This window comes from Ketobacter sp. MCCC 1A13808, assembly GCF_009746715.1.
Taxonomy (GTDB): Bacteria; Pseudomonadota; Gammaproteobacteria; order Pseudomonadales; family Ketobacteraceae; genus Ketobacter.
In genome coordinates, this window is record NZ_VRKW01000003.1 from 158,054 (window position 1) to 172,063 (window position 14,010).

Annotated in this window: 13 protein-coding genes; 2 read left to right on the plus strand and 11 right to left on the minus strand. The window is 50.6% G+C overall.

What is annotated here, in order from left to right:
- Positions 1–83: 83 nt before the first annotated feature.
- The 5 genes from FT643_RS07555 to FT643_RS07575 form a co-directional block, all read right to left on the minus strand.
- On the minus strand, positions 84–1,757 hold the full coding sequence (locus tag FT643_RS07555) for a GGDEF domain-containing protein (RefSeq protein WP_156870783.1): 1,674 nt from the start codon (positions 1,755–1,757) through the stop codon (positions 84–86).
- A gap of 89 nt (positions 1,758–1,846) precedes the next feature.
- Positions 1,847–2,674: an endonuclease/exonuclease/phosphatase family protein gene (locus FT643_RS07560; protein WP_317621970.1), complete on the minus strand. Its 828-nt coding sequence runs from the start codon at positions 2,672–2,674 to the stop codon at positions 1,847–1,849.
- Positions 2,675–2,787: 113 nt separating this feature from the next.
- Positions 2,788–3,444: a thiol:disulfide interchange protein DsbA/DsbL gene (locus tag FT643_RS07565; protein WP_198043396.1), complete on the minus strand. Its 657-nt coding sequence runs from the start codon at positions 3,442–3,444 to the stop codon at positions 2,788–2,790.
- Positions 3,445–3,574: 130 nt separating this feature from the next.
- The gene (locus FT643_RS07570; protein ID WP_156870785.1) at positions 3,575–4,210 is read right to left on the minus strand and encodes a c-type cytochrome; all 636 of its coding nucleotides are present in this window, start codon (positions 4,208–4,210) and stop codon (positions 3,575–3,577) included.
- 55 nt (positions 4,211–4,265) lie between these two features.
- Entirely contained in the window at positions 4,266–4,556 is a 291-nt protein-coding gene (locus tag FT643_RS07575) for a c-type cytochrome (protein WP_156870786.1), read from the minus strand.
- A gap of 144 nt (positions 4,557–4,700) precedes the next feature.
- Here FT643_RS07575 and yihA point away from each other — a divergent pair, with 144 nt between their 5' ends.
- Entirely contained in the window at positions 4,701–5,330 is a 630-nt protein-coding gene (gene yihA / locus FT643_RS07580) for a ribosome biogenesis GTP-binding protein YihA/YsxC (protein WP_156870787.1), read from the plus strand.
- Positions 5,331–5,615: 285 nt separating this feature from the next.
- On the opposite strand, the gene polA is transcribed toward yihA, so the two are convergent.
- The 5 genes from polA to gmk form a co-directional block, all read right to left on the minus strand.
- Entirely contained in the window at positions 5,616–8,345 is a 2,730-nt protein-coding gene (polA, locus tag FT643_RS07585; protein WP_156870788.1) for a DNA polymerase I, read from the minus strand.
- A gap of 58 nt (positions 8,346–8,403) precedes the next feature.
- Complete coding sequence (locus FT643_RS07590; RefSeq protein WP_156870789.1) at positions 8,404–8,793, minus strand: Rid family detoxifying hydrolase; 390 nt, start codon at positions 8,791–8,793, stop codon at positions 8,404–8,406.
- Positions 8,794–8,866: 73 nt separating this feature from the next.
- On the minus strand, positions 8,867–10,981 hold the full coding sequence (gene spoT, locus FT643_RS07595) for a bifunctional GTP diphosphokinase/guanosine-3',5'-bis pyrophosphate 3'-pyrophosphohydrolase (RefSeq protein WP_156870790.1): 2,115 nt from the start codon (positions 10,979–10,981) through the stop codon (positions 8,867–8,869).
- 72 nt (positions 10,982–11,053) lie between these two features.
- On the minus strand, positions 11,054–11,326 hold the full coding sequence (gene rpoZ / locus FT643_RS07600) for a DNA-directed RNA polymerase subunit omega (protein WP_156870791.1): 273 nt from the start codon (positions 11,324–11,326) through the stop codon (positions 11,054–11,056).
- A 90-nt stretch (positions 11,327–11,416) separates the two neighbouring features.
- Entirely contained in the window at positions 11,417–12,028 is a 612-nt protein-coding gene (gene gmk / locus FT643_RS07605; protein WP_156870792.1) for a guanylate kinase, read from the minus strand.
- A 176-nt stretch (positions 12,029–12,204) separates the two neighbouring features.
- Between gmk and FT643_RS07610 the strand changes: the two genes are divergently transcribed.
- Positions 12,205–12,615, plus strand: coding sequence for a GFA family protein (locus FT643_RS07610; protein WP_156870793.1), 411 nt, complete (start codon positions 12,205–12,207; stop codon positions 12,613–12,615).
- A gap of 92 nt (positions 12,616–12,707) precedes the next feature.
- Here the strand turns inward: FT643_RS07610 and FT643_RS07615 are convergent, their stop codons facing one another.
- Positions 12,708–14,009 (minus strand): DUF1552 domain-containing protein, encoded by a 1,302-nt coding sequence (locus FT643_RS07615; protein ID WP_156870794.1) that lies wholly within the window; start codon positions 14,007–14,009, stop codon positions 12,708–12,710.
- Position 14,010 lies beyond the last annotated feature (1 nt).

Genomic DNA, 14,010 nt, shown 5'->3' on the forward strand with positions numbered 1-14,010 from the left:
CCGATTTGGGATAAATAGGCTAAGGTGGCCATTCAGAAGCGGGGTTGGCCTGATGGGTTGGTTGGATGTTGGGTTTTTGTAATTTAGCCTTGTTCGACTCGGTTTCTTCCCAGCTCTTTGGCGCGATATAACGCTTTATCCGCGCGTTCAAAGCACGTTTCGATTTCGTCGCCGTTTTCGAACGAGGTAACGCCAAAAGAGGCGGTAATGGGAATCGGTTGTTGATTGAAGCTGAATGGACAGCTTTCTATGGCAGCCCTTACTTTTTCTGTCGCGACCAATGCGGATTGCAAATCCGTTTCCGGCATTATGATCACGAACTCTTCTCCCCCGTAACGGGCGACAAAGTCCTCGCTACGAAGTCGCTGTGAGATCTCCCTTGCGACTAATTTCAATACTTTGTCGCCGCGTAAATGGCCCAGGGTGTCGTTGATTTTTTTGAAGTGATCGATATCGATGATGGTAATGGAGAGTGGCCGGGAATGTCGCCGCCAACGGGAAAACTCGCTTTGGATATGAGCGTCATAGGCTGCTCTGTTCGGTAGCTCGGTGAGGGCATCGCGCATGGCTTCTTTGCGTTGGGTTTCCAGATTAATCTTGAGTTCCAAAGCCTCTGATTCCATGGTGGCCATACGCTCTGTCAGGCTTTCGAAGCGTGTGTGGACAGCCTGTCTGCGGTGGTTTTCCTGCTCATGAAAGGCGTCGACTGCTGCGACTATCCGGTCCATCATGAATTCGATGTCCTGTTTAATATGCACGACATCATCACTTTTCTCGACATTGCTGCGCATTTCCCTGAGTTCTTTGCGCACGTCGTGGTCGAGTTTTTCCTGATTTTCCTGTGCTTCCTTTTCCCCTTGCCGGGCATTGATCAGAAAGTCCTGGATGTCATTCAGTCGGTGGTGAAGAGTAACCAGAAATTGTTCCAGCTCTTTTTGCGCCATGATCTTGATGGAGGCCACGAGCTGAGTGGTTTCATCCAGAAAGTCCGGTAGCTGTTCCGGTTGAAATTCGGTTTTAACTGAATCGATTAGTTTTTCTTTACGCTCGCTAAATTCTTCGGGAACATCGATCTGTTCCAGTAAATTGCACAAAGTACGGCTAAGCCGTTCCCCCAGATAGGGATCACCACAAATCACATCCTTTTGAATTACATCCGGCTCTGCGTTTCCGGGGTGGGGTGTTGTGTCGGTGTTCTGTGTATCCGGTTCCGGTGGGCGGTTGCTACCGCCAAACAACTTTGATATCAGGCCCGGCTTAGGCTCATCAACGTTGTTGGATTGCTGCAATAGGTGTTGATTGAGGCTGAAGTAAACGCTGGAAAGTTGTTTAATTAATGCGGGTTTAAGGCCGCTACCGGCAATCAGTTCCGGAAGGGTTTTGGTAAAGGCTTTGAGTTCATTGGTTTGGGTTCGTGGCAGGTCCAGCTTTTGGTAGTTTGCCAGCTGTTCCTCGATGATCTGTTGCGTTTCCTGATTCTGCTCCCGGCGCCGGTCATCCAGTTCCATAACGGAATCTTCCAGGCGATCAATCACCGGCTCCAGAGATTCGATGCTGTGGCCGTCCCTAAGCCCCTTGCGCAAGGCATTCAGCTGATGGTCCAGGCGTTCGTCCAGTCCGTCCGCCGCCAGGCAAACGCGCACGATGGCTCTTTGCATCAGCTTTTGATTTGCGCGCTCTTTTTCTTCGCTGGCTTCCATTTCTTCCAGCACGGTCAGGTATTTCGTTTTCCAGTCGTTAGTACTGTCCCCGGACATGGCCAAAGGTGCCTTATAACTGTAGGTTAAGGAAAGTATAGGAAAAGAGCAGGCATAACACAGGCAGAATGGATAGAAATTTGCGTATTTTAGCTAATTTGCGGAATTTTACCGATTAAGGCGAGCGCCAGTGGCTTTGGTAGGGCCACTTCCATGGAAATGGGACGGTGGTCGGAGTAATCGCAGTCCAATACTTTGACGTTGCGAATCTTCAAACTGGGGGAGACCAGTATGTGATCAATGTTGCGGGTGGGTTTCCAGCTAGGGTAAGTATGATGATCACCGGGAACCTGCATCAGGTGGGAATTAATCGGGGTTGAGCTGATTTGGTCTGCACGGCAATTCATGTCTCCCATTACAATAACGTGCTCGTAATGTTGAATAATTTCACGTACATATTCCAACTGCCGGTTGCGGGCCTTTTCGGACAATGCCAGATGAACGGCGACCAGCACTAAAGTGTGTTCGTCGTTACCGTACTTGGCAACGATTGCTCCCCGGCCTTTTAATCCCGGTAGTTTGTGGTCTTCGATTTCGAAGGGTACAAAGCGGGAAAGTACCCCATTACTGAACTGGCCGAAGCGTCCCAGGTTTCGATTCAGCTGCTGATACCAATAGTCAAAGCGGCCCAAGTCTGCCAAGTAGGCCACTTGATTCACAAAGCCGCTGCGCAGGCTGCCGCCATCCACCTCTTGCAAGGAAATCAGATCGTAGTGGGCAAGCACCTGGCCTATTCGGTCCAGCCGTTGCAGTCCGCGCCAATCCGGCAACACATGACGCCAGCTGCGGGTCACGTAGTGATGGAAGGAGCTGGTGCCGATAGCGGCCTGTATGTTGTAGCTTAATAACCGCAAAACGCTGGGGTGGTTTTCCGGATCAAAGCTGGATTTGCTTGATGGGTTAATATCGTATTTCACGGCTACTTACTCACGCCTGATTGCGCATGCCTCAAACCCTGCCGGACTGGTGGCAGGGAAACGTCCTGTTAAGTGTAGACCCATGTCGAATGAATCCTGCGGTCATTCGGGCTTTATTTGGCTGCGGTAGCGCCTGCTGCCCGTTCTTTTTCGATCAAGAAGTTGGCAACTTTAAGCAGGTGATCATAGGTTTTGCCTGTTTGAGAGTTGACCATATATTTTCCATTCACCACCATTGCAGGCACCCCACGTAGCTGATATGCCTTTGCCAGTGCCATGCCCTGTTTCTCTTTTACCCGGATGCTGAATGAGTTATAGAGCTTTTTGAAGTCAGCTTCATTAACGCCGTAGTCCGCAAAAAAGGTAGCCAGGTTCTCTTCCGTGTCCATCGGCTTCTTTTTAACATGGATGGTTTCGAATAATTTCGGTTTGATGGTATCCAGTTTATCCAGGGATTCTGCGATGTAATAGGCGCGGGCCAGCGGCTCCCAGTCTTTGCGAAAAGCGGCTGGAGTCATGACGAAGTTAACGTCGTCAGCGAGCGTCTTTTTCCAATCTTTTGTGTAACCTTCCAGGGTAAAGCAGTGCGGGCAGGCAAATGAAAAGAATTCCCGTACTTCAATTTTTCCGGGTTGTTCTACTTTGCCCGGTTGCGGCAGGCGCGTGTAATCCACGCCTTCATTAAAGGTATCGGCCTGAACCAGTGCGCTCACCATGGTAAACAGCGTGATCAGACCAAAGTTCAGAATTGGATTTATCTTATTTTTCATGAGGATTCCCTGACTTTTCATTCGATGTGCTTATGACTCAATATATCTTGCAGGGTTCCTTCTGAACCCGGGCTGAATAGGGCGGCATAAAAAAAGGCAGCCTGAGCTGCCTTTGCTTGGAACAGTGTGATTAGTATAGACCGTTAATGTAGCTGGACAGCGCTGAGATCTCGTCATCACTCAATCGTGCTGCCGTTGCCCGCATCATTTTGGTTTCACCATCGTTTTCACGACGGGCACCATTGTGATCTTCACGTCCGGCTGCCCGGAACGCTTTCAGCTGTTTTTCTATATAGGCAGCATGTTGACCTGCTAATGCAGGAAATCCGGCTTCCGGCATGCCTTTCCCGTTGGCGCCATGGCAGGCGGCGCAGGCGGTAACACCACTTTCTGCGTTGCCAGCTCGATACACGCTCTGTCCCAGCTCAACCAATTTAGGATCGGCGGAACCGGGCTGGATGGGTTGTTCAGCGTAATAGGCGCCGAGGTCTTCGATATCTTGATCATTCAGTGCAGGCAAAAAGGCCGCCATTTCAGGTACCGGGCGGGCGCCACTTTTCATATCCTGAAGTTGCTTAACAATATAGCCTGCTGACTGGCCTGCTAATTTCGGAAAGTTCGGAACGGTGCTATTACCATCAGCACCATGGCAAGCAACACAGGTTGATGCTTTGTTTTTTCCGGCTTCGGCGTCTCCGGCAGCGTATACCCCAGTTGCGGACGCGGCGATAGCCGAGGTCAGCAACAATTTAGCTAACAATTTCATAGCAAGGTCCTAATTATAAAATACTTTAAATATCAGGTGGTTATTCCGGATAAGGCTAATTCGACATGAATTCTATGAGTTCTTTCAGCTCTGCATCGGTGCAGTCGTTGCAGAGACCCATAGGGGGCATTGCATTTTTACCCTTTTTCGAGCTGGTGACCAGAGCGTCGATTCCTGCTGCCAGACGGGGTTCCCAAGCGGCCTTGTCACCGGTTTTTGGCGCACCGGCTGCACCGGTACCATGGCAGGCGACACAATACATATTGTATTTAGCCGGCGCTTCAGCCTGAGTATTTATAGTAAATCCCATTAACACAACGGCAGACGCCATCAAAAGTTTTTTCATGAACGAACCCCTCTCACCCAGAAGTTTATATAGAAAAAATCGATGGGATTATATAACAAAGTTCTCTTAAGGGGTAATGTCCTTTACATGGCTGAGGAATATTGGCGAAAATGCATTCCGATTTCAACCTACCAGGATCATCCAATGAAAATTTTTACTGCCCGCCTGCGTCAGACTCAATTCGAGATCAGTGCGGCTAATCTGGCCCAGTGCCCTCCGGAGCAAGGGGTTGAAATCGCATTTGCCGGGCGTTCCAATTCGGGTAAATCCAGCGCGCTCAATACTCTGGTGGATCACGGCGGACTGGCACGTACCAGTAAGACGCCGGGCCGAACCCAGTTGATTAACTTTTTCCGGATGGATGACAACTGCAAGCTGGTGGATTTGCCGGGCTACGGTTATGCCAAGGTGCCGGAGAAAATGAAATTGGAGTGGCAGGCTCATATGGGTGAATATCTTGAGCAAAGACAGTGCCTGGCTGGACTCATTCTGGTGATGGATGTTCGCCACCCCCTCAAGGATTTCGACAGGATGATGCTTGAATGGTCGCAGCATCAGAATATGCCCGTCCATATATTGCTGAGCAAGAGCGACAAACTCAAGCGCGGACCGGCGAAGAATTCGGTTTTAGGGGTGCGGAAAGAGATCAAAGCCTACGGTGACCAGGTCACTGCACAATTGTTTTCATCCCACAATAAAGAAGGCGTTGAGCAGGCGCGTGAAGTGCTGGCGAATTGGTTTGGGTTTGAAAAGGAATACGAAACAGCGCAGTAATCTTAAATTGCAGACAAAAAAAAGCCGGTAGTCTTGGGGCAGACTACCGGCTAGGGTCCGGCTCTTGGGGGAAAGCCGGTTTGCTGTAGCCGATTACTCGGCTTGGGATTGCTGCCTTAGCTTCATGTATTAAGACGACGCTTGCTGGGTTTAGTTCACCAAAATTCAAAAATAATTTTAAATTAAGTGACCAGCTGGTTCCGGGTGCAATCCCTTCGCGTTTTTATTTTTGTTGTCCAGGCTCACTAGGGGAGTCTAAGCTGACATTGGGGATATCTGCCTAATCTAATGAGCCTGATCCCAATTATCACCCACCCCAGCCTCAACGATCAAGGGAACTTTCAGTTCCGCCGCGCCCTGCATAAGTAACGTTACCTGTTTTGTGATGCAGTCCAACTCTTTCAGGGGAACTTCGAACACTAATTCATCATGCACCTGCATGATTATGCGAGTTTCCATCTTTTGTTTTTCCAGCCACGCGTCCACATCAATCATTGCCCGCTTAATAATGTCCGCAGCGGAACCCTGCATCGGTGCATTTATTGCCGTGCGTTCCGCTGCCTGACGTCGGGGTACATTACGGGAATTAATTTCCGGCAAATGCAGGCGACGGCCGAACAAGGTTTCCACATACCCTTGTTCTGCGGCTAATTTGCGAACGCGGTCCATGTAATTGAGTACACCGGGATAGCGCTCAAAATATAAGTCGATGTATTGCTGTGCTTCTTTGCGCCCAATGCCCAGTTGTTTTGCTAAACCAAAAGCAGACATGCCGTAAATCAAACCAAAATTAACCGCTTTGGCCTTGCGTCTTTGTTCTGTAGTAACGTCCTCCAGTGCTACCCCCATGACCTCTGATGCCGTAGCCTGGTGGATATCCAATCCCTGATTAAATGCCTTTAATAAGCTGGCATCGTCAGATAAGTGCGCCATGATGCGTAATTCAATTTGAGAATAATCGGCGGCTAATAATTTGCAGTCTTTACGCGGAATAAACGCTTGCCTGATCTTTCTACCTTCTTCTGACCTTATTGGAATATTTTGCAGGTTAGGGTCGGTAGAGGATAGGCGTCCGGTTGCGGCAACAGCCTGTTGATAGGAAGTATGAATACGACCGGTTTTAGCGTTTATTAATTCGGGTAGCTTATCGGTATAAGTGGATTTTAATTTACTTAATCCACGATACTCCATCAGTACTTTGGGTAAAGGGTAATCCAGAGCCAATTCCTGTAATACAGCTTCAGCAGTTGAGGCCGCGCCTTTGGGTGTTTTCTGGATGACAGGTAAACCTAATTTTTCAAACAGTATGGTGCCTAATTGCTTGGGTGAGCCCAGATTGAATTCTTCTCCGGCCATGTCGTGTGCTTCTTTTTCAAGTTCCATCATCCGCTTGGCCAGATGCTGGCTTTGTAAGCGCAGCATGTTTGCATCAATTAACGCACCGGTGCGTTCTACTTTTGACAGTATGGGTGCCAGTGGCATTTCAATGTCTGTAAATACAGACTGCAGGCTTTTTTCAGCTTCCAGCATGGGCCACAAATGTTGGTGCAATTTTAATGTGATGTCAGCATCTTCGGCTGCGTATTTTGCGGCAATTTCCAGTTCTATTTGATCGAAGGTAATTTGTTTGCTGCCTTTACCCGCTATTTCTTCAAAGCTTATGGTTTTATGACCCAGGTATTTAAGCGAAAGGCTGTCCATGTCGTGTCGAGTGGCAGTCGAGTCAAGTACGTAGGATTCCAGCATGGTATCGAATGCGATGCCGTTTAATTGAATATCGTACCGGGCCAGAATGCTTTGATCGTATTTTAAATTCTGGCCGACTTTTTTCGGGGTTTCGGCTTCCAGTAGTGGTTTTAATTGCTCTAACACCCAGTCCCGGTCCAGTTGCTCTGGTGCATCCAGGTAACGATGTGAAACCGGAACGTATGCCGCTGCTCCCGCTTCAATACTAAACGACACACCGACCAATTCAGCCTGCATGTAATTCAAGCTCGTGGTTTCAGTATCAAACGCAAACAGCTCGCACTGTTTTAGCTTTTCAAGCCATTTTCCGAATTGAGTTTTATCCAGTATGCATTCGTATTCCGGTTCGGATGTATTGTCGATGGTCTCGGAAAGGGCATCGATAGCATCGGTGCGATTGCTTTCTCCTGCAGCCGCAGAGAGCTCTGCTACCCAGGTTTTGAATTCAAGATCTTTATAGAGTTCCAGCAATGCCTGGTTATCCGGTTCCAGAATGTCGAGCTGAGTCGGCGAGCAATCCAATTCCACATCCAATTTAATGGTGGCCAATTGTTTGGACAGTGGAATATGCGACAAGCTGTTACGCAGATTTTCGCCTACCTTGCCTTTAATCTCATCGGCGTGTTCAACCAGGTTATCCAATGATTCGTACTCAGTCAGCCATTTTACCGCGGTCTTGGGTCCGCACTTGGGCACGCCCGGGATATTGTCGACACTGTCCCCTACTAATGTCAGAAAATCGACAATACGCTCTGGGGGAATGCCGAATTTTTCTATCACACCTTCACGGTCCATCACGCTGTCGTTCATGGTGTTGATCAGCGTCACATGTTTGCTAACCAGCTGCGCCATATCTTTGTCGCCAGTGGAGACAATCGTGTCGATGCCTTGCCGGGTTGCCTGTTCGCACAGGGTGCCGATGACATCGTCCGCTTCAACGCCGTCGACGATCAGTAGTGGTAAACCCATTTTGCGGATAGCGTCGTGTAACGGTTTTATCTGGCTGCGCAAATCGTCGGGCATAGGCGGGCGGTTCGCTTTGTATTCCGCGTACATATCATCGCGGAAGGTTTTGCCTTTTGCGTCAAACACCACCGCCATGTGTTCAGGGTTGTAGTCCTTACGCAGCCGGATCAACATATTCAGTACGCCTTTTATCGCGCCTGTTGGTTGTCCCTTGCTGGTGATGAGCGGGGGCAAGGCATGAAAGGCGCGATATAGATAGGATGAGCCATCAACGAGGATCAGCGGGGGTTTTTCAGCAGACATGGCGATACTTAATTCCTTTTTGGGGGTGGCGGAAACGAAAGGTCAATCGTTCCAGTTTTTACTCGTCCAGCTCCATCACGGCATCCATTTCGACCTGCGCACCTTTAGGCAGCGCGGCAACTGCCACCGCTGCACGGGCAGGGTAGGGCTGTTCAAAATAGCGTGCCATAACTTCATTGACCAAAGCAAAGTGGCCCAAATCAATCAGAAAGATATTCAGTTTGGCAACGGATTGCAGGGAGCCGCCAGCGGCTTCGGCAACCGCTTTGAGATTTTCAAATACGCGTACGATATTATCTTCCATGGAACCATCCACCAACTCCATGGTTTCTGGAACCAGTGGGATCTGACCGGATAAATAGACGGTACTGCCACATTTGACCGCTTGGGAATAGGTGCCGATGGCTTGGGGGGCTTTGCTGGTTGAAATGATTTCGCGTTTGCTCATGACCGGGTCTCCGATAGTTGCGTTCCGTGTGGTATCACATGTGCGTTTACATGCAGGTAGGATGTAGCAATGTTTAGTTGCGGACGCGGACGATTCGGTGAACTGCTTTCAAGGTTCGCATTCGACGAATGGTTTTCGCCAGGTGCGCTCGATTGTGAATTGAAATACGCAGGCTGACCACCGACAAGTGCGCGTCTTTTTCTTTAATATTTATGGTTTCGATATTGGCATCGGCTTGGGAAATAAGCGAGGCCAGTGTTGCCAGCGAGCCGCGCTCATTTTCCATCTGCACACGCAGATCGACAGCGTATTCGCCGATGGCGTCCTGCGCCCACTGCACAGATAAACACTTCTCCCGGTTTTCTTTCAGTTCGGATGCAATATTTTTGCAATTGTCTCGGTGTATGACCATGCCGCGCCCGGAGCTTAGGTGCCCCATCACGGAATCACCCGGAATTGGGCGACAGCATTTGGCTAGATTGATCACCATGCCTTCCGTGCCGCGAATCACCAGTGGCGTCGATTTGCTGTCTTTTGCTGCGGGGTCTTCTTCGCTGGTGGGGAGCATGCGGCGGGCGGCAATCTGGGCCATTTGATTGCCCAGTCCAATGTCCGCCAGCATGTCGTCCAGGGTTGCGAAACCGGCTTCACTGAGCGCGGTTTCAATGCGTTCCGCCGGAATAGCGTCGAAGGTCCAGTCGAACGGTGCCAGCGCCTTTTCCAGCAGGCGTTGTCCCAACGCAACGGATTCTGATCGCTGCTGGGTTTTCAGGAAGTGGCGGATATTGGCGCGGGCTTTGGCGGTGGTGACAAAGCTGAGCCAGGCCGGATTCGGGCAGGCTCCGGGCGCAGTGATGATCTTAATGGTCTGCCCGCTTTGAATGGGGGTGCTAAGGGGGACCAGACGATGATCCAGGCGTGCTGCGACGCAGCTGTTGCCGACGTCCGTATGCACGGCGTAGGCAAAATCCACCGGGGTTGCACCGGTAGGCAGCTCCAGAATATCGCCTTTGGGGGTGAATACGTAAACTTCGTCCGGGAACAGGTCAATTTTGACTGTTTCAAGGAAGTCTTGAGAGTTCCCGGCGCGTTGCTGCATTTCCAGCAAGCCCTTAAGCCATTCTTTAGCGCGGTTTTGCGCGCCTCCGGCGGGATCCGGGTCGGATTTGTAGAGCCAGTGTGCCGCAATCCCGTTGTTTGCCATGGCGTCCATCTCTTCGGTGCGCACCTGAATTTCAATGGGTACGCCATTCATCCCGATCAGGGTGGTGTGTAGTGATTGGTAGCCGTTGGCTTTGGGGATGGCAATGTAATCTTTAAAGCGGCCCGGAATCGGTTTGTACAGGTTATGAATTGCGCCCAACACCCGGTAACACATGTCCACCGAGTTAACGATGATGCGGAAGCCATACACATCCATTATCTCGTTGAACGGTTTGCGCTGTTCTTTCATCTTGCTGTAGATGCTGTAAAGGTGTTTTTCTCGCCCGGTGACCCGACCGGTCAGGCCGTCCCGCTCCAGGCGGTTGACGACCGCCTCCTGAATTTTTTTCACCATATCCTTGCGGTGCCCGCGAGAGGTTTTGGTGGCTTTCTTGATGCGCGAGGCGCGCATCGGATACATATGGGTAAAGCTGAGGTCTTCCAGTTCGACCCGGACATTATTCATGCCAAGGCGATTGGCAATGGGGGCGTATATTTCCAGGGTTTCCATTGCGATGCGGCGGCGCTTCGTGGGGTGTAATACACCCAGCGTGCGCATATTATGGAGCCGGTCCGCAAGCTTCACCAGGATGACGCGGATATCCTTGGTCATAGCCAGCACCATCTTGCGGAAGTTCTCCGCTTGGGCTTCGGCTTTGGATTCAAACTTGATCGCACCGATTTTAGACACGCCGTCCACCAGTTCGGCAACAATTTCGCCGAACGCTTCAGTGAGGGTTTCTTTGGATACGTAGGTGTCTTCGATGACGTCATGGAGCAGCGCAGCTTGAACGCTTTGTGCGTCCATGTGCATATCAGAGAGGATTTTACTGACCGCCAGAGGATGAACTATATAGGGGTCGCCGCTACGCCGGAACTGGCCTTCGTGGGCGTCCTCAGCGAAATAATAAGCGCGACGAATATCCTCCCTCTGTTCAGACGGAAGATATTCAAGTTTTTCTATAAGTGATTCAACAGTTTGCAATGCCTCAACCCCTCTTGAGAGGATTAGTGTAATGGGATTGAGCGGTAATGAGAACAGCCGTTTTGCGGTTGTTTATTCCTCGAAAGACGGGTTGTTAAACGCGCTGTGGAAAGAGGAGGTATCACGGAACTGTTTTGGTTCAGGTTTGCGGCTCAGAATGGACTGATCGACATAACCTTCAGCAATTTCACGCAGCGCCACAACAGTGGGCTTGTCGTTTTCCCAGTCAACGAAGGGGTCTTTCCCTCCAGTGGCGATTTGACGAGCACGTTTGCTGGCCACTAACACCAATGAAAAACGGTTATCTACCCGGTCCAGACAATCTTCGACGGTAACTCGTGCCATTTTTAACCTCAGTTCGGATTTAGCGAGCCCTTTAGTTTACTGGTTTACTTTATAAAGACAAGGGGCATATGTTTCGATTCGGAACAAAATTCAGGACAGAAGACTGCGTAGCAGGGCCTTATGGCGGATGCTTTGCTGTGCTTGTCGTAGGCGCTGGCTCTGAATGACGGATTTTAATTCCGCCAGTGCCGTGTCGAACTGGTCATTAATGATGAGGTAATCAAATTCAACGTAATGGGAAATTTGCTCGGCGGACTGGGCCATGCGACCGTTGATAACGGAATCCGAATCCTGACCACGACCCACCAGGCGTTGTTGCAGCACGTCCTTCGAGGGGGGCAGAATGAACACGCCCACCGCGTGAGGTGATTGCTTGCGTACCTGCTGCGCTCCTTGCCAGTCTATTTCTAGGATGATGTCTTTGCCTTCCTGGAGCTGATCCCGGACGCTTTGATTGCTGGTGCCATAGAGGTTTCCGAATACCTCTGCGTGCTCCAGAAAGGCATCCCGTTCCAGCATCTCATTGAACTGGCTTTGGGATACGAAGTGATAGTTAACGCCGTTCACTTCACCGGGGCGCTGCGGGCGCGTGGTGTGGGAGATGGAAACGTGCAGGCCGGGGGTGCTTTCTACCAGCGCTTTTACTAAGCTGGTTTTGCCTGCGCCCGAAGGGGCCGATACTACAAATAGGGTGCCGTGCATGGGATGACCTTTTAAATCTGCCGATTCCATTTAAGTGTAGTGGTAACTGTGCAAATATTCGAAATTCAAGAGCGGAACGGGCCTGTAGCGCCGAGATTATAGCGTTACCCGTTGAAAACTGTAACGAATGCCTGTGAAAAAGGGCAAATTGCTATTTCTGAATAGGGAGATTAAGGATGCAACAGATACAGACGGTTAAGGGGCAGTGCTTGTGTACAGCGGTAAAATTACAAGCGCGGGTGGAAAAGCATATGGATGCCTGTCACTGCGGAATGTGTCGGCGCTGGGGTGGCGGGCCTTTACTGGTCACCCATGCAGTGGAAGTGGTTTTTGAGGGTGAAGACGCGATTTCTAATTATGCGTCATCGGATTGGGCGCAAAGAGGGTTTTGCCGGCATTGCGGAACGCATCTTTACTACAAGCTATTGAGTGGCGAGGGGTATGAAGTGCCGGTTGGGTTGTTCGTAGGCGATGTTGAGTTCGAATTCGTAAAAGAGATTTTTATCGATAGGAAACCGGACTGGTATGATTTTGCTAATGAAACAACCCGGCAAACAGAAGAGGAAGTGTTTGCGCAGTTTTCCTGACAATAGCCATTCGCGATGGCAGACTGACTTACATTCTTGAAAAAAGCCCGGCAAAGCGATCGTTTGCCGGGCTTTTTTGTCGGTTTTATTGCTTATAGCCCTGCCAGGCCGCCACTGCCGTGGCCGGTGTAGCCAAAGGTGTTCACATTCACATCCATCATATTGGCGATCGAGACCAGCAACTTGGAGTGTGAGTCGCCTTTGAAATCCAGTAGGCGCCCGGTTTGTAACGCACCGCCCGCGTTACCCGCCAGAATAAACGGCATATCGTTGTGATCGTGATCGTTGCTGTCCCCCAATTCGGAAAACAGAAAGATCACGGTGTTGTGCAGCATGCTGTTGCCGTCCGAGTCCGGTGTACTGTTCAGTTTTCGGATCAGGTATCTGAGTTCACCGATAAAATACTGCTGATATTGTACAAACTTCTCCGCAGTGCCGGTTTCGAAGGCGCCGTAATGTGAGGTGTCGTGATGGCCCAGGTCGATCCCGTCAATGCGCAATGGACTAACCGCGTGGGAAAACATCAATGAGCCAATGCGGGTTAGATCGCATTTAAACGATTCGACGATCAGATCCAATTGCAGACGGCTGACGGTTTTGAAATTTTCGTCCAGCTCGAATTTGGCCGGGTAGCCATGATAACCCTCCGGTACGAAAAATCCCTGCTGGTTCCAGTTGCCTGCACTGCACATGCCGCCACCGCTGGGATTTGCCGCATCTAATATTCGCTGCTCAATTTCGCGAATACTTTGCGCATGCAATTCCAGCTTTTGCCTTTCGGCGGTACCGAGGCGACTTCTTAGCGTGTTCAGGTCGCTCAGGCTTTGATCCAGAATGCTGGTATTGCGACGGGTTTCCAAATCCACGCTGCCGCTATCCCCGCCGTTGACCCCTTTGAAAATCTGGTCAAATGCATTGATTGGATTGTCGTTGTAGCTGACAGGAATGGCACCGGGCTGGAATGTCACTGAGCGTACATCGGAACCGGCCTGAAAATTCGCCGCCACACCCAGGTGGATGGAGCGCAGCGGATGGTTTTGACCCAGGCGTTGCCCGAGCAGGTAATCCAGTGACACATCGGAGTTCCCGGTCAGGACTTTGCGCACCCCTCCTTCATGGGTGGAGCCGCCTTCGTACATGGTCAGTCCACGGGTGAATACGCAATGTTGTTTTACGTCCTCCAGCGGGCTGGTCATGTCGTTGAGTTGAAAGTCAGTTTCCGTGCCGGTGGGATGAAAGCGCTCCGGTATACAGCCATCGGGCATGTACAGGAAGATGGCGCGCTTGTCACCCGCAGCGGCGAACGCGCTGCGGGCCCATGGCAAGGACATTAACGGAGCTGCCAAAGCAGCGTGTGACAAGGTACGGATAAATTTGCGTCTATTCAGTTTCATC

What these genes read in the sequence shown, in the direction of transcription:
- FT643_RS07555 (WP_156870783.1), bottom strand. Translation starts at nt 1,757, where the DNA reads ATGTCCGGGGACAGTACTAACGACTGGAAAACGAAATACCTGACCGTG.
- FT643_RS07565 (WP_198043396.1), bottom strand. Translation starts at nt 3,444, where the DNA reads ATGAAAAATAAGATAAATCCAATTCTGAACTTTGGTCTGATCACGCTG.
- FT643_RS07570 (WP_156870785.1), bottom strand. Translation starts at nt 4,210, where the DNA reads ATGAAATTGTTAGCTAAATTGTTGCTGACCTCGGCTATCGCCGCGTCC.
- FT643_RS07575 (WP_156870786.1), bottom strand. Translation starts at nt 4,556, where the DNA reads ATGAAAAAACTTTTGATGGCGTCTGCCGTTGTGTTAATGGGATTTACT.
- yihA (WP_156870787.1), top strand. Translation starts at nt 4,701, where the DNA reads ATGAAAATTTTTACTGCCCGCCTGCGTCAGACTCAATTCGAGATCAGT.
- polA (WP_156870788.1), bottom strand. Translation starts at nt 8,345, where the DNA reads ATGTCTGCTGAAAAACCCCCGCTGATCCTCGTTGATGGCTCATCCTAT.
- FT643_RS07590 (WP_156870789.1), bottom strand. Translation starts at nt 8,793, where the DNA reads ATGAGCAAACGCGAAATCATTTCAACCAGCAAAGCCCCCCAAGCCATC.
- rpoZ (WP_156870791.1), bottom strand. Translation starts at nt 11,326, where the DNA reads ATGGCACGAGTTACCGTCGAAGATTGTCTGGACCGGGTAGATAACCGT.
- gmk (WP_156870792.1), bottom strand. Translation starts at nt 12,028, where the DNA reads ATGCACGGCACCCTATTTGTAGTATCGGCCCCTTCGGGCGCAGGCAAA.
- FT643_RS07610 (WP_156870793.1), top strand. Translation starts at nt 12,205, where the DNA reads ATGCAACAGATACAGACGGTTAAGGGGCAGTGCTTGTGTACAGCGGTA.
- FT643_RS07615 (WP_156870794.1), bottom strand. Translation starts at nt 14,009, where the DNA reads ATGAAACTGAATAGACGCAAATTTATCCGTACCTTGTCACACGCTGCT.